The sequence below is a fragment of the Frigoribacterium sp. Leaf8 genome, assembly GCF_001421165.1.
Classification (GTDB): Bacteria; Actinomycetota; Actinomycetes; order Actinomycetales; family Microbacteriaceae; genus Frigoribacterium.
This window is the reverse complement of sequence record NZ_LMKB01000005.1, coordinates 1,099,398-1,114,940: the sequence shown is the minus strand read 5'-3', so window position 1 is coordinate 1,114,940 and position 15,543 is coordinate 1,099,398. Positions and strand designations below refer to the sequence as shown.

Annotated in this window: 9 protein-coding genes; 8 read left to right on the top strand and 1 reads right to left on the bottom strand. The window is 72.9% G+C overall.

The genetic code is table 11. From position 1 onward, the window contains the following. Window positions 1–14 precede the first annotated feature (14 nt). The 4 genes from ASL10_RS09855 to ASL10_RS09840 are packed head-to-tail and all read left to right on the top strand — an operon-like array spanning window position 15 to window position 5,305. Window positions 15–698 (top strand): ABC transporter ATP-binding protein, encoded by a 684-nt coding sequence (locus ASL10_RS09855; RefSeq protein WP_200922586.1) that lies wholly within the window; start codon window positions 15–17, stop codon window positions 696–698. Beyond that, window positions 658–3,123 carry an FtsX-like permease family protein gene (locus ASL10_RS09850; protein WP_157485362.1) on the top strand — a complete coding sequence of 822 codons (2,466 nt, stop codon included), beginning with the start codon at window positions 658–660 and terminating at the stop codon, window positions 3,121–3,123. The genes ASL10_RS09855 and ASL10_RS09850 overlap by 41 nt, the downstream gene beginning before the upstream one ends. Next, on the top strand, window positions 3,120–4,241 hold the full coding sequence (locus ASL10_RS09845) for a ThiF family adenylyltransferase (RefSeq protein WP_082460331.1): 1,122 nt from the start codon (window positions 3,120–3,122) through the stop codon (window positions 4,239–4,241). The genes ASL10_RS09850 and ASL10_RS09845 overlap by 4 nt, the downstream gene beginning before the upstream one ends. Window positions 4,242–4,291: 50 nt before the next feature. Beyond that, complete coding sequence (locus ASL10_RS09840) at window positions 4,292–5,305, top strand: LLM class flavin-dependent oxidoreductase (RefSeq protein WP_056047824.1); 1,014 nt, start codon at window positions 4,292–4,294, stop codon at window positions 5,303–5,305. 168 nt (window positions 5,306–5,473) lie between these two features. Here the strand turns inward: ASL10_RS09840 and ASL10_RS09835 are convergent, their stop codons facing one another. Then, a complete protein-coding gene (locus ASL10_RS09835; RefSeq protein WP_056046716.1) occupies window positions 5,474–6,955 on the bottom strand; it encodes a mannosyltransferase family protein in 1,482 nt (493 codons plus the stop codon). A 70-nt stretch (window positions 6,956–7,025) separates the two neighbouring features. Here ASL10_RS09835 and ASL10_RS09830 point away from each other — a divergent pair, with 70 nt between their 5' ends. From ASL10_RS09830 to ASL10_RS09815, 4 genes are all read left to right on the top strand, one after another. Beyond that, window positions 7,026–8,132, top strand: a complete 1,107-nt coding sequence (locus ASL10_RS09830; RefSeq protein WP_056046714.1) for a helix-turn-helix transcriptional regulator — start codon at window positions 7,026–7,028, stop codon at window positions 8,130–8,132. A 108-nt stretch (window positions 8,133–8,240) separates the two neighbouring features. Continuing rightward, window positions 8,241–9,548: an esterase family protein gene (locus ASL10_RS09825; protein WP_056046712.1), complete on the top strand. Its 1,308-nt coding sequence runs from the start codon at window positions 8,241–8,243 to the stop codon at window positions 9,546–9,548. Between the two features lie 229 nt (window positions 9,549–9,777). Then, complete coding sequence (locus tag ASL10_RS09820; protein WP_056046709.1) at window positions 9,778–12,975, top strand: S8 family serine peptidase; 3,198 nt, start codon at window positions 9,778–9,780, stop codon at window positions 12,973–12,975. 751 nt (window positions 12,976–13,726) lie between these two features. Continuing rightward, a complete protein-coding gene (locus tag ASL10_RS09815) occupies window positions 13,727–15,433 on the top strand; it encodes an Ig-like domain-containing protein (protein WP_056046707.1) in 1,707 nt (568 codons plus the stop codon). The last annotated feature ends 110 nt before the right edge of the window (window positions 15,434–15,543 follow it).

Below are 15,543 nucleotides of genomic sequence, written 5' to 3'. Positions count from 1 at the left end.
TCGACCGTGTCTCGTTGGACCTTCACGAGGGCGAGATCATCGCGATCGTCGGTCGCTCCGGCTCGGGCAAGTCGACTCTGGTGCAGATGGTCGGTGCTCTCGACACGCCCGATCACGGTCAGATCGTCTTCGACGGAATGACACTTTCTTCCCTCTCCGAGGCGGAGCGCACCGTCCTGCGAAGAGATCGCATCGGATTCGTCTTCCAGGACTCCCACCTCGTCCCGACCCTGTCGGTGCTCGAGAATGTCGCGCTCACGTCACTCGTCGCGGGAAGACGCCGCTCGGAATGGGCGGATCGAGCGCACGCGCTGCTCGACGAACTCGGCCTCGACGGTCTCGGATCGGCCCGTCCGGCCACCTTGTCGGGCGGAGAGGCCCAGCGTGTGGCCCTGGCTCGAGCGCTCTTCTCCCGTCCGTCTCTCGTCCTCGCCGACGAGCCGACCGGCGCGCTCGACAGTGCGACCTCACGGGATGTCCTGAGGCTGCTCCGGGGCATGGTCGTCGACGACCAGGCGTCAGCGGTCGTGGTGGTCACCCATGACCTCGAGACCGCCTGCATCGCCGACAGGATCATCGTCCTGCGAGACGGCCGAGTCATCGCCGACGAACGCTTCACACCGGCGGCCACGATCGACAGCGTCGAGGGGAGGGCCCATGAAGAACGCGTTCGCGCTTGGTTGGCGGAACATCGCTGACGGACGGCGGCGGGCAGGACTCACCGCCCTCACGGCAGCCTTGGGGGTCGCCCTTCTCACGGCCTCACTCGTCACCGGGCTGACGGCGCGCCAGACGGTCGTCGACGGAATCGATTCGTTGCTCACGTTCGGGGACGTGGGCATCGTCCCCGAGGTGGATCGTGAGTTCGTCGACGAGGGTCTCGTGGACGCACTCGCCGCCGATGCCGGAGTCGTGTCGTCGCTCCCCACCCTGAGTCGAGAGACGGTCGTGGTCGGCGCGACGGGTGAGGCCGAGGCCCTCCTCCTGACCGGGGCCCCGGCCGGGCCGGACTCACTCGCCTCCCAGGTGGTCACCGACGGTCGAGCTCCTCGACCGGGCTCGGACGAGGTCCTGGTGCCGACAGATGTCGCAGACCGCATGGGCGCCTCCCTGGGGAGTCGAATGTCGATGACGACTCCCTCGGGCGTCCGCTCGTTCGACGTGGTGGGGCTCGTCGACCCCCGCTTGTTGGGTGTCTTCGCCCGGGACAACCTCTTCACCGACCTCGAGGTCGTCCAGAGGGCGTTCGGGCTCGAGGGTGACCTCACCCGTCTCGACCTCGAACTCGATCCTGCAGTTGCGTCCACCTGGGCAGCAGAACACCGAGCGGCGCTCCCGTCCGGCGCCGTCTTCCAGGACACGTCGGCCGTGGCCGACGGCCTCGGGCCCATCGAAACGGCCGTGACGGCGGTGATGGCAGGGCTCGCTCTGGTCGCCCTCGCCGTGTCGGCACTGCTCGGTTCACTGGCGAGCACGGCTGCCGTCCGAGCACGGCGCCGTACCTACGGTGTGCTGCGGGCCACGGGCGCGTCCACACGGTGGTTGGTCTCGTCGGTCGGCGCCGAGATCGCCATCGTCGCAGCGGCCGGAACGGTCGTGGGCGTCGCGGTCGGCGTCGCCGGCGCTGCGGTGGTGATGAGTCGGATGGACGGGGAGGCTCCGTCTCTTCCGACCCTCACCCTCTCGGTCGGTCTCGGCGTCCTCGCGGGAGCGACCTCCGCCACGCTCGGGGCCCGACGAGCCGTCGCCGACGTCCGTCGAATTCCGCCGGCGTTCGTCGTGAGGGGCGTCGAACCCGCAGACGGTTCGCCCGGATCGTGCTCACGGCGACGAGCCGTCGCGGTCGCCGTGGTCGCATCGGTCTCGGGGCTGGTGATCTGGGCCCTCGACGCAGGCGCCGTCCTCGACGCTCTGGGCCTGGTCGCCCTGGCGGTCTGTGCGGTGGCCCTCTCCCGCCTCGCGATCGCGCCCCTGGCGGCGTTCGCGGCCAGGCTCCAGTGGGCCGCCGACCTGGCGCGTCGCCGACCGACCCGCGGCAGGTCGACGGTGACCGGGGCTCTCACCCTGGTGGTCTTCGGTGCGGTGTCGCTCGCCACCTGCGTCGGTGCCGTCGCCTCCGCGACAGGGGAACAGATCGATCGGCAGTTCGGGGCCGACGTGCAAGTCACGTCGGTCGTGCCCTTGTCGGACGACGCCGAGCCGATCGTCGTCGTCGACGGCGTTCGGGACGTCGCGCGGTCGGTGTCCGGTGAAGCCACCGTCCTGTCGGCGTCCGCCGAACTCGACGTGCCGTTCCAGGCGATCGACCCCGAGACCTGGTTCGACGTGTCGGGGCTCGCGTGGTCCGCCGGTGGCGGATCGAGAGGTGTCGAGTTGCTGAGGGCCGGTGGGGGCATCGCTCTGCCGAGGGGGGTCGCCGAGTCCCTGACGGTGGCCCCGGGTGATGAGGTCGTCGTGTCGGCCGGGGGGACCCAGGTGTCCCTCGAAGTCGTCGGGCTCTTCACCTCGGTGGCCACGGGGCAACAGGTCGTCATCGACCGCAGGACGGCGGGCGAACTCGGTGTCACGGGGGTCTCTCGGTGGGACGTGTCGGCAGACGGAGGGGTCGATGTCGCCGACTTGTCAGACCGCGTCGCCGCGCAGGTGGTCGGAGTCCCCGGTGTCGACGTCATCACCGCCGAGGCGACGAGGGATCGTGCAGCCTCCGAGACGGCAGCCCTCACGGCAGGACTCTTCGCAGCGGTGACGGTGACTCTGGCCCTCGGGGCCCTGGGGGCCAGCAGCACGCTGAGCCTCGACGTCGAATCGCGGCGTGATGAACTCGCCGTGCTCCGCACCGTGGGGTGCCGACGTCGCGGCGTCGGTGCCCTCGTCGCCTGGGACGCCACCGTGATCGCCGTGGCGTCGCTGAGTGCAGGACTGCTCCTCGGCTCGTTCGGGGGAGCACTCGGGACGCGGATCGTCTCGAGGCTCCTCGGCGTGGGGGTCGACCCGGTGGTCGATCCCGTGACGATCGCGGGAATCGTCGGCGTGACGGCGATCGCTCTCGCCATCGCCGCCGTGGGGCCGGTCCTGCGGGCCTCCCGCACGGAGCCCCTGACGATTCTGAGGGGCACGTCATGAGCGCTGACGCGAGAACGGGCTCAGCCGCCCGCCCCCGTCTGCGAGACAGCATCATCGTCGTCCAGCTCGCAGACGGTCGCCTGCAATTCAGGGCAACGTACGAGCGGGTCGTGTCGACCTTCTCCGTCGAGCCCTGGGTGGCGGACCTCGTCCCGCTGCTCGATGGGACTCGCACGCCAGTGCAGCTCGCCCAGACGCTTTCCTTGCTTGATCGCGGAGCGCTCGAGGACGTGCTGGAGGTCCTCGAATCCGAACGCTTCCTGGCGTCGGAGGCATCTTCCACCGACCGTGCCACGAGGCATTCGCGTCAGCTGCAGCTGTTCGACGAGATGATCTCGGCCGATGAACTGTCCGCAGTCGCTCGAGGACACGACGCCTCGACGATCCAGAGCCGGCTCACCGGTGCGTGCGTGGTCGTGGTCGGCGTCGGTGGTGCTGGTTCGTGGGTCGTCCAATCGCTGGCCGCGGCTGGGGTGGGAAGGCTCGTGCTCATCGATCCCGACGTCGTCGAACTCTCCAATCTGAACCGGCAGGTGCTCTTCGATTCCGGAGACATCGGACGAGTCAAGGTCGACGCAGCCGCAGAGCGAGTCGCCGAGATCGACGCGGACATCACCGTCGACGTCTGGCGCACTCGGGTGGACACCGCGGAACAGCTCGCGACCCTGCTCTCGGGTGCCGATCTCGTCGTGAGTTGCGCAGACCAGCCCTCGGTGCCCGTCGTGGCCGACGTCGTGGCGACGGCGAGCACCGCGGTCGGTGTCCCGCACATCGTCGGAGGCGCGTACGGCGCCCTGCTCGGGGTGCCGGGTGTCACCGTCCTGCCCGGCCGAACGACGTGCTGGTCGTGCATCCGTGCCGCGACAGCCGACGATCACGGACGTGCCGCGCGAACTCTGAAGGGTTCTTCGCCCGGCGGCTCAGCCGCCCCGTTGGCCGGCGTGGTGGGGAACATGACGGCATGGGAGGCGCTCCGGATACTGCTCGGGGCACCACCGGCACTCGCCGGAGGTGTCCGCGAGGTCGATCTCGCCAGTTTCGACAGCGTCTGGCGTCCGATCCCACCACGTCTCGAATGCGGATGCGTTCCATCGTCCGAGACGACCGGTTCGACCTGACGATCGCCAAGACCGGGCATACGGCGACGACCGTCGTTGTTCACCCCCGCATGAGCATTCCCCTCTCGATCCTCGACCTCGCCCCCGTCGCACCCGGTCAGACCGTGCGCGAGAGCTTCGCGGCCTCCGTGGCCCTGGCGCAGCAGGCCGAGGCGAGCGGGTACCGGCGGGTCTGGTACGCCGAGCACCACAACATGGCCTCCATCGCCTCGAGCGCGACGTCGGTGTTGATCGCCCACATCGCGAGCCAGACCTCGACCATCCGCCTCGGCTCGGGCGGCGTCATGCTCCCGAACCACTCGCCGCTCGCCATCGCCGAGCAGTTCGGCACCCTCGAGACCCTGCACCCGGGGCGCATCGACCTCGGCCTCGGCCGAGCCCCCGGCAGCGACCAGGCCACGTTCCGGGCCATGCGCCGCGACCCCTCGTCGTCCGAGCGCTTCCCGCAGGACGTCGTCGAACTGCAGGCGTTCCTCGCGGGGGAGTCGCGCGTCGCCGGCGTCCAGGCCGTCCCCGGGGCGGGCACGAACGTGCCGCTGTACATCCTCGGTTCGTCGCTGTTCGGTGCCAAGCTCGCCGCCGCCCTCGGTCTGCCCTACGCCTTCGCCTCGCACTTCGCCCCCGGTGACCTGGTGGACGCCGTCTCGGCCTACCGTCGCGAGTTCCAGCCGTCGACCCAGCTGAGCGAGCCGTACGTGCTCGCCGCCGTCAACGCGATCGTCTCCGACGACGCGGACGACGCCGACACGCAGTTCGCCGCCGTCAAGCGTCAGCGCCTCATGATGCTGCTGCGCCAGAGCGGGCAGATCGACCCCACCCGCGAGTTCGGCGACGACGAGCTCGACCACCTGCTGCGCACCCCGGTGGGGCAGCACGTCCAGACCATGACGACCTACACCGCCGTCGGCACGCCCGGCGACGCACGCGAGTACATGGAGCAGTTCGCCCGCACCGCCCAGGCCGACGAGCTGATCGTCGCGCACTCGGCCTCGTCGACGGAGGCGCGCCTCCGGTCGGTCGCGCTCCTCGCCGACGCGATGCAGCTGGCCCCCGCCGCCGCGTAGCCCGCCGGCGCCTCCGGGCGAGACGCGCAGCGCCCCTCCCGCCGGACACCGCCGAGTGGACGAGACACCGAGAAATGCGACGGTGTGTTGTCCGCTCGGCGGTGTCTCCGTCGGGGCAGCCGGTGGCGACGCGGCGGTGGTGACGCCGCGGCGGCCAGGCCGCGGCGGCTACGGCGCGGTGAACAGGAAGACGAACACGACGGCGGCGGGCTGCAGCGTGGCCCCGCCGAGCAGCATCGTGCGCCGCACCCACGGTCGCGACGAGATCGCGGGCGTGCCGAGCAGGGGGCTGAGGGGCATGAGCAGGCGGAACAGGCTCTGCTGGGGCAGGAACACCGCGACGAGGTAGGCGAAGAACCCCGCGGTGAACGCGACGACCTCGTGACCGAGCCGCAGCGTCGAGCGTCGGGTCACCCAGAACGTGAACGACGCGATGATGGCCAGCACGAGCACGATGCCCCCGATGCCCAGCCACCGCCCGGCGAGGAGGAACCACGGGGTCAACGGCACGAACGCCGGGCGGCCGACGTAGTCCACCCACCAGGCCATCTCGGTCTCGAGGTAGGCGTCGGACTGGCCCGTGACCACGTGGGCGACCACCGGCCAGGCGAGTCCCGCCGCGGCCATCGAGAGCCCCGCCACGACGATCGTCGTCAGCTCGCGCTTCGGCATCCGTCCACCGACGACGAACTCGCGCAGCCCGGCCCAGGCACGACGGGCCGACGCCCGGGCGGCGAGGACGAGGGCAGGAGGCGCGCTGCCGATCCCGGCGATCCGTCGCGTCCCGGCGTCACCGGGGGACCGCGGCGTCGACGCGGACGGCGCGTCGGCACTCGCCGTGCCGTGCCCCGTGATCGAGGTCGAGGTCGAAGCGGAGGACGTGGTCGAGGCAGCGGCGGCGGAGGCAGCGGCCGTGCGGGCCTCGGGACGCTCCCGTTCGGTGTGCCAGCGCACGATCAGGTGGATGCCGAGCGCCAACGCGAGGGCGAGCGCCCCGGGTCGGACGAACGAGGCGACGATGCCCGCCGCCGCCACGAGCGGGTAGTTCCGCCGCTGCATGGCGAGCAGGCCGCCGAACATCAGCAGGAGGAAAAGGCTCTCGGCGTAGCCGACCGACATGACGAACGCCATCGGCCCGAAGCAGAACAGCAGCACGGCCCAGAGGGCGCCGGTGCGTCCGACCTTCGTCACGAGCAGGCGGTGGAGGACGACGGCCGCAGCCGCACCGAAGACGGTGGCGAGCAGAGGGGCGGCGACGACGAAGTCCATGCCCGTGGCGACCATCAGCAGGTGGCAGAGGTACGGGAAGACCGGCAGGAACGCCCACTCGTTCGGCAGCACCTCGCCGGTCGCGTCGGTGGGCAGGGTCGAGGGATAGCCGTGCAGCGCGATGGTGCGGTAACGGTCGGCGTCCCACGACGAGGTGAAGTCGAGGAAGCTGCGGTCGCTGCCGGGGGTGATGAAGGTCGCACCGGCGAGTTTCGCGACCTCGTAGACGGCGAAGAGGACGCTCGTCGAGAACAGCCGCGACGCGAGGTAGACGACCAGCACGCTGCGCCAGCTGCCCGAGAACCGGTCGGCGAGACCGATCGAGAAACCGGGTCGGCGCAGCCTCGCCGCCGAGGGCGACGCGATCGTCTCGCGGCTCACCGCCCCGCCCCGTGTCCGGTCATCTGGACGACGCTACCAAGAGTCGGCTGTGACGGGGCAAGATCGTCCCGTGCCCCTTCCGTCCTTCGCCGCCCTCGGGATCGACGACGTGGCCGTCGCGGTCTACCGTCACGTCGTCGCCGGGGCCGGGCTGGCGGACGCCGCGGGAGCGGCGGCCGGGCCGACTCCCCAGGCCGTGGCACGGGCCGTGCACCTCGACGAGGCGACGGCCCTGGCCGCCCTGGAGCGCCTCCGTTCGCTCGGGCTCGTCCAGCGCTCGGCGGGGGGCGAGGGCTACGGCGCGGTCGACCCGCGCGTGGCCGTGCCGGCCGTCGTCGCCGCGCGTGCCGACGCGCTCGTCGAGGTGCGCGCGGCCGTGCCCGAGCTGGGAGCGCTGTTCGACGAGGGCCGCCGCCCGCACGACGCCGACGAACTCACGCGGGTGGTCGTCGGGCACGCGGCCGTGGGGGACTGGTACTCGAGGCTGGAGCACCGGGCGACCACCGACTTCGTCGCCTTCGACCGTCCGCCCTACGTGGTCGCGTCGAACGAGTCCACCCAGCGGGTCGCCCTCGGGCGCGGCGTGCGGTGGCGGGCGGTCTACACGGTCGCCAGCATCTCGGCCGACGGCAGCTGGCAGGGCGTCCACCGCCTCGGCGCCGACGGGGAGGAGGCCCGCATCACGCACGACCTGCCGGTCAAGCTCGCCGTCGCCGACCGCCGGGTCGCCCTCGTCTCGATCGGGCACGACCCCGACCGGCCCGAGGCCCTCGTGACCGAGTCCGAGCCGCTCGTCGCCGCCCTCCACGACCTGTTCGAGGCCCGGTGGCGCAGCGCGTTGCCCGTGCCGGGCACCCCAGGGGCCGGTGGGGCCGCGGTCGACTGGGCCGCGGTGGCCGCGCGACTGGCGTCGTCGTCGTCGACCGTGCCGGCGACGTCGGGAGCCACCGTGCCGTCGCGGGACCAGGAGGCGCGACTCGCGATGCGACCCCCCACCCCCGCCGAGCGCGACCTGCTCGCCCTCGTGGCGGCGGGGGCGACCGACGAGGTGATCGCGGGTCAGCTCGGCATCTCGTCTCGCACGCTCCGGCGGCGCCTGCACGCCCTCTTCGACGAGCTCGGCGCGAGCAACCGGTTCCACGCCGGAGTCGAGGCCGCACGCCGCGGCTGGGTCTGAGTCAGCCGACGCCCAGCCCTCTCACGGCTCACCCATCGAGTCGCCTCGATAGCGTCCGGACGTGATCGATCGTCCCCGTGCGGAGCCCTCGTGCTGAGGCTCTCCCTGATGTCCGCGGGCACCCTCGCGGCCGTGTACGCCGTGGCCGGGGCGCTCGTGGTCTCGACGGTGCGCCGTCCGCGCGGGGCCCGCACCTGGTGGCGCTGGGTCGCCGCAGCCGCCGCGCTGGGGGCCGGCCTCGGCGCGCTGGTCACCTGGTGGCTCGGAGACGTCGAGGACGTCCTCGACGTCCCGCCCACCTGGGTCGACCGTCTCTGGGTCGGGGCCCTGCTGGCGGTGGTCGGCGCGGCCGTGGTCGCCGTGGTGCGCGGAGGCGCGGGGCGGCGGGTCCTCGCGGCCTCGACGATCGTCGTGACGGCCCTCGCCACGGGCCTCGCGATCGACCGCGACAGCGGGCTCTTCCCGACCGTGGGGGCCCTGCTCGGCGTGTCGGACGTCTCGCCGCTCGTCGTCCCGGTCGCGCAGGGGGCGGCCGTGCGGGCCGGACGGACGTCGACCCCGGCGGCCCCGGACCTGGGACGCACCTGGCGGGCACCCGCCGACCTGCCGTCCCGCGGACGGCTCGGCAGCGTCGCCATCCCGGGCACGGCGTCCCACTTCGACGCACGGGACGCCCTGGTGTACCTGCCGCCCGCCGCCCTCGTGGCCGATCCGCCGCCCCTGCCCGTCGACGTCGTCCTGTCCGGACAGGGTCCCGGCGCCGCCCCGGAGAACCTCGTCGACGCCGGACGGATGGTCGAGACCCTCGACACCCTCGCCCGCACGCATCACGGCCTCGCGCCGATCGTCGTGATGCCCGACCAGCTCGAGCGGCCGACCAACAACCCGATGTGCGTCGACGGACCCCTCGGTCACAGCGAGACCTACCTGACGGTCGACGTGCCCCGGTGGATCACGAGCCACCTCTCGGTCCAGGCGCCCGGTCGGGCCTGGGCCGTGTCGGGCTTCTCGGAGGGCGGCACCTGTTCGCTCCAGCTGGCGGCTGGCCACCCGGAGCTCTTCGCCTCGTTCGTCGACGTCTCGGGGCAGCGGGGACCACTGCTGGACGGGGGAGCACGGGTGACGGTCGAGCGCGGCTTCGCCGGCGACCGGGCGGCCTACGACGCCGCCCAGCCGCTCGCCGTGCTGGCCGCCCGGGCCCCCTACGCCGACAGTGCCGGTTTCTTCGCCATCGGCGGGACCGACTCGCGCTACGGGCCCGTGATGCCCGTCGTCGCGGCGGCCGCCCGGGCCGCGGGCATGGACGTCACCCGCCACGTCGTGCCCGGCAGCGGCCACGACTGGTCGACGGCGTCGCGCGGGCTCGGCGCGGGGACGGCCTGGGCGGCGGCGCGGCTCGGGTTGACGACGCGGTAGGGAGGCGCGGCGAGGTGACCGTCCGCCGAAGGGGGGACGACGGCGGTGCCCCGCCCGCGCCTCCTCGTGTGAACTCTGTGGCCGAAGCCGGTCAGTGGCCGGTTTCGGCCATGGCCCCTACTAGAGGGTCACCGACATTCACAGGTAGTTCTTATGGATCGACCGCGGCCCGGGGCTGCGGCGCACCACCGACAGCACGTCCCGAACGACGTGCATCGAAAGGCGATCCGTGATCACACCATCCGGCCGACGCAGGCCGACCGCTCCGCCCCGCACCCGACTCCGTGGCGGTTTCGCCACCCTCCTCGCCACCGGCGTCGTCGCCGCGGGCCTCGTCGCGGTGCCGGCCACCGCCTCCTTCGCCGCCGACGGCCCGGCCGTCGTGGGCGACAGCCAGTTCTCCGACGGCAAGTACATCGTCACGCTGCGCGAGCCGGCGGCCGCGACCTACGAGGGCGGGCAGCCGGGCCTCGCCCGCACCGCGGTGCCCGAGGGCAGCGACCTCGACGCGCAGAGCGCTCCCGTGCAGGACTACGCCGAGCACCTCAAGGGCGTCCAGCAGGACGTCGCGGCGGCGGCCGGCGCCACCGTCCAGGCGAGCTACGCCATCACGACCAACGCCTTCGCGGCCGACCTCACGGCCGCCCAGGCCGCCGAGCTCGCGAGCGACCCCTCGGTCGCCGCCGTCTCGAAGAACGAGCTGCTCAAGCTGCAGGCGACGCCGTCGACCGAGTTCCTCGGGCTGGGCGACGCCGAGGGGAACGGCGGCGTCTGGGACGCCGTCGGCGGACGCGAGAAGGCGGGCGAAGGAGTCGTCGTCGGCATCATCGACTCGGGCATCGCGGCGGGCAACGCCTCGTTCGCCGGCGACCCCCTGGGGTCGGCCAGCGACACCGAGCCCCACCTCGACGGCGACCGGACCGTCTTCGCCAAGGGCGACGGCGGCACCTTCACCGGCGTGTGCCAGACCGGCGTGCAGTTCGACGCGGGGGACTGCAACACGAAGCTGATCGGTGCGCGGTACTTCGTCGACGGCTTCGGCGTCGGCAACATCGGCACCGAGGAGCAGGGCGAGTACCTCTCTCCCCGCGACGGCAACGGCCACGGCTCGCACACGGCGTCGACCGCCGCGGGCAACGCCGACGTCGAGGCCACCATCGGCGACCGTTCGTTCGGCACCGTCTCGGGCGTCGCCCCGGCCGCCAAGATCGCGGCCTACAAGGTCTGCTGGGACGGCCCCGACCGCGTCGCCACCGACGACGACGGCTGCGCCACGCTCGACCTGATCGCCGCCATCGAGGCCGCGGTCACCGACGGCGTCGACGTCATCAACTACTCGATCGGCGGAGGCGGGGCCACGAGCACCTTCTCGGCCACCGACCAGGCGTTCCTCGGCGCGGCCTCGGCCGGCGTCTTCGTGGCGGCCTCGGCCGGCAACGACGGCCCGACCGCGACCACCGCCGACAACGCGGCACCGTGGATCACCACGGTCGCGGCGTCGACCATCCCCAGCTACAGCGCGACGGTGCAGACCGCCGACGGCACGAACTACCTGGGCGGCTCGATCACCGTGCCGACCGGCACCGACGGCCTGACGGGCGACTTCGTCTCGTCGACCGCCGTCGCGGCCGACGGCGCCGACGCCACCGCGGTGACCCTCTGCGCACCGGACACGCTCGACCCGGCGAAGGCCGCCGGCACGATCGTGCTCTGCGACCGCGGCGTCTACGACCGCACGGCCAAGTCGGCCGAGGTCGAGCGCGCCGGCGGCATCGGCATGGTGCTGGTCAACCCGACGAGCAGCTCGGTCGACCTCGACGAACACGCCGTCCCCACGGTCCACCTCAACGCCGACGACTACGACGCGGTCCACGCGTACGCCGACACCGAAGGTGCCACCGTCACCCTGCTCGACGGCAACCCGGGCGCACTGCCCGAGCCCGCCACCCCCCAGATCGCCGGCTTCTCGTCGCGCGGCCCGGTGACGGCCGACGGCGGCAACCTGCTGAAGCCCGACATCTCGGCCCCCGGCGTGGCGATCCTCGCCGACGGTGCCAACGCGCAGGGCGAGCCCGGCACGTACGAGTTCCTCTCGGGCACGTCGATGTCGTCCCCCCACATCGCCGGTCTGGCCGCGCTCTACCTCTCGAAGGACGTCCACCCCGACTGGACCCCGGACGAGGTCAAGTCGGCCATGATGACGACCGCCTACGACCTCGTCGGTGAGGACGGTGCTCCGAGCCGGGACGTCTTCGCCCAGGGCGCCGGCCACGTCGACCCGACCGCGTTCCTCGAACCCGGGCTGCTCTACGAGAACGGTCCGGCCGACTGGCAGGCCTACGTCGACTCGATCGACACCGTCGAGGGCACGGACTCGTCGCTCAACCTGCCGTCGATCAGCGTCGGCTCGCTGGCCGGCACCGCCCAGGTCACGCGCACCGTCACCTCGACCGGGGCGGGGACCTACACGGTCGCCCCGATCGAGATGGACGGCGTGACGGCGACGGTCGAACCCTCGACGTTGACCTTCGGCGCCGCGGGCGAGGAGCAGGACTACACGGTCACCTTCACCCGGACGACGGCGGAGCTCGACCAGTTCGCCACCGGCTACCTCACCTGGTCCGACGGGACCCACGACGTGCGCAGCCCGCTCGCGGTGCGCCCCGTCCAGCTGCAGGCACCGGCCGAGGTGGCCGGCGAGGGCGCCACGGGCGAGAAGGCGTTCGACGTCACGGCGGGCGACACCCTCGAGCTGCCGCTCACCACCGAGGGCCTCGCCGCCGGGCAGGTCACGACCGGCTCGGGCGCGGCAGGCACCGCGGCGGCCGAGACGCCGGTCACGGTCGCCGAGGGCACCAGCCACGCGCGCTTCGTGCTCGACAGCGCCGACGACACCGCGGACCTCGACCTGCTCCTCTACACGGCTGGTGCGGACGGTGCGCCCGACCGGCTCGCGGCGTCCTCGGCCACCGGTTCGGCGGACGAGCAGATCGACCTCGACGCCCCCGCGGCGGGCGAGTACGTCCTGCTGGTCGACTTCTACAGCGGTGCCGGACAGCTCGACTACACGCTGACGTCGTACCTGCTCGACCCGGCGACGGCCGTCGGGGGCTTCGCGGTCGACCCGGCCACCCTCTCCGCAGGGCTGGGCGAGACGGCGACGCTGACCGCGTCCTGGACGGGCCTGCCCTACGAGCAGACCTTCCTCGGCCGCGTCGTGTACGGCGACACCGGACAGGTCACCTATCTCACGGTCGCCTCGGGAGAAGAGCCCGAGACGCCCACCGACCCGGGGCCCGGCCCGGGCCAGCCCGGCCACCCCGGTCAGCCCGGACACCCCGGCGGCTGGAGCCTCGGTGACATCCTGCAGTGGATCTGGAACGCCCTCGGCGACCTCTTCCACGGCTGGTTCCCCTGGCGCGGGTAGCACCCGCGGCCTGACGGCCTGACGGCCTGACGGCCTGACGGCCTGACGGCCTGACGGCCTGACGGCCTGAGCCACCCGGAGGCGGTGGTCACCTTCCCTCGGGAGGGCGACCACCGCCTCCTCGCGTCCCCGCCCCCGCCCGCCCCGCCTGCCCCGCCCCCTCCCGCCCCGCCCCGTGGTGTCGGCAACTCCTGGCCCGTGCTGCGGTGGCGCTCGCCAGCGGGGGAGTCGGGCCGGCGTCGGTCAGCGTGCAGGAGTTGCCGACCGGGGGTGGTCCGTGTCGGCAACTCCTGGCTCGTGCTGCGGTGGCGCTCGCCAGCGGGGGAGTCGGGGCCGGCGTCGGGCAGGGGGCAGGAGTTGCCGACCGGGGGTGGTCCGTGTCGGCAACTCCTGGCGTGTGCTGCGGTGTGGGCTCGCCTGCGGGGGAATCGGGGCGGGTGTCGGGCAGGGGGCAGGAGTTCCCGGCAAACCGCGCACGGCGCAACGCGCACGGCGCACCGAGCACGGCGCACGGCGCACGGCGCACGGAGCACCGCGGAACGTCCGTCGCCCGGGCGCCACCCTCGTCGCCCGTTCCTCGTCCGGGTGATCTGTCCCCCCGATGGTGGACACGGTCGGCACGTCGGCCCTAGTTTGGGTGTCACCCGAGACGTGACGATCCCCGTTCACCCGACCCCGGCGCCGTACCCGAACACGGCACCGGGGGAACAGGTCGAGGCGCGCGTCTGACCTACCCGAAAAAGGCACCACCATGCATTCGCTCACCCTCGCGGGGTCTCCCCGTCGCGGGCGGAGGGCCCTGCGCCTGTCCGCCGCGCTGCTCGCCACCCTCGCCCTGGCCGGCACCGCCGCCCTCACCGGCACCGCGGCTCCGGCCCGGGCCGCCGAGATCGACGGTGCCATCACGAACGTGACGGTCACCCCGACCACGCCGAAGCAGGGTTCCCAGCTCACGACGACGATCGCGTGGCAGGTGCCCGACGACACCCTCGCAGGTGACACCTTCACGCTGGCGCTCAGCGAGCACCTGAAGAACCTGCCCACCGACTTCGCGCTCCGCGACCCCGCCACCGGTGCGGTCGTGGCCGACGCCGCCGTCGTCGGGACGCGCCCGTCCGTGGTCACCTTCACGATGACCGCCTACGCCGAGGACCACCTCAACGTCAGCGGCCAGGCCTTCGTCACGTCCGACTTCGAGGGACGCACCACCCCGTCGGGCGTGCCCACCCCCTTCACGTCGACCACGAACGACGGTCGCGACTTCACGACCGTCGTCACTCCGACCGGTGTGTTGCGCGGATCGGACGTCGTGACGAAGTTCGGCACCTACACCCGTGCCGACCAGGGTCGACTCGTGGCCGACGACTTCCTCGTCTGGAGCGTGAACACGCCGATGGGGCCGTTCGACTCGGCCACCGTCGGTGACTCGGTCCCCGTCGGCGAGGCGTGGTCGTTCGACTGCGACACCGCCGTCTTCACCGAGATCCGCACCAAGGCCGACGGTTCGCTGGCCGCACCGGTCGCCGTGACCCCGGCCTCGTTCGACTGCACCGACTCCGGGTACACGGTCTCGTGGGGCGCGCAGACGCGGACCGCGCAGTACCGTGCCGCCGTCGCCGTGAGCCTCGCCGCCCCCACCGGCACCGCGACCGCCCCGCAGACCTTCACCAACGCCGCGACTGCGTCGACCGTCCGGGCCGGTGTCGCCGCCGGCAGCCGGGTCACGGCCTCGAAGGTCCAGGCCTCCGCCGGGGGAGTGGGCAGCGGTGACGTCCCCGTCTCCGCCGTGACCATCACGAAGGGCGACGCCGCGGGCCACGCGGCCGACACCGCCGACGCCGCCGTCGTGCTCTCCGACGGGACCGCCTCGCTGGCCTACCGGGTCACCAACACGGGTGCCGACGCGCTCGCCGACGTCTCGGTCTCGGACGCGGTCGTCGCCAACGGCACCGTCACGGGCCTGAGCTGCGACTTCAGCGCCCTGGGCGGACCGTCCACCGGTGTCACCTGGGCCGGCCCCCTCGCGGTCGGTGCCTCGTTCGACTGCACCGCCGCCCTCGCGGGTGTCACGGCCGGCACCGCCGACCACCACGACGTCGGCACCGTGACGGCGCGGGGCATCGAGTCGGGCCAGGCCGTGACGTCCTCGAACGCCTGGTTCGCCCGCGTCTCCGGCGCGACCGGCACGACCACCACGCCGACGTCCGCCCCGACGACGACCCCGGCCGCGCTCGCCGCCCCCGCGGCGGGCCCGACCGCCCCGGCCGCGTCGACGCCTCGACCGGCCGCCGCGGCAGCGACCACCGGTCTCGCCTTCACCGGGGCCGAGCTGGCCGGTCCGGTCACGCTGGCCGCACTGCTGACCCTGCTCGGTGCAGCGCTCGTCGTCTCGACCCGTCGTCGTGCGGCCCGCGCGGCGCTGACCGGTGACGCCGACCGCAGCCACCGCGGCGAGTAGCCGACCGCCAGGGGGTGCCGGGTGCGGCGGACACGACGTCCGCCTCACCCGGCACCCCCCTTTCGTCCAACCTGCACCTCCCCGAAACAGACGTGGACTAGGTTCGCTAC

Coding starts and splice junctions, on each gene's coding strand:
- ASL10_RS09850 (WP_157485362.1), top strand. CDS start 658: ATGAAGAACGCGTTCGCGCTTGGTTGGCGGAACATCGCTGACGGACGG.
- ASL10_RS09815 (WP_056046707.1), top strand. CDS start 13,727: ATGCATTCGCTCACCCTCGCGGGGTCTCCCCGTCGCGGGCGGAGGGCC.
- ASL10_RS09825 (WP_056046712.1), top strand. CDS start 8,241: ATGTCCGCGGGCACCCTCGCGGCCGTGTACGCCGTGGCCGGGGCGCTC.
- ASL10_RS09840 (WP_056047824.1), top strand. CDS start 4,292: ATGAGCATTCCCCTCTCGATCCTCGACCTCGCCCCCGTCGCACCCGGT.
- ASL10_RS09845 (WP_082460331.1), top strand. CDS start 3,120: ATGAGCGCTGACGCGAGAACGGGCTCAGCCGCCCGCCCCCGTCTGCGA.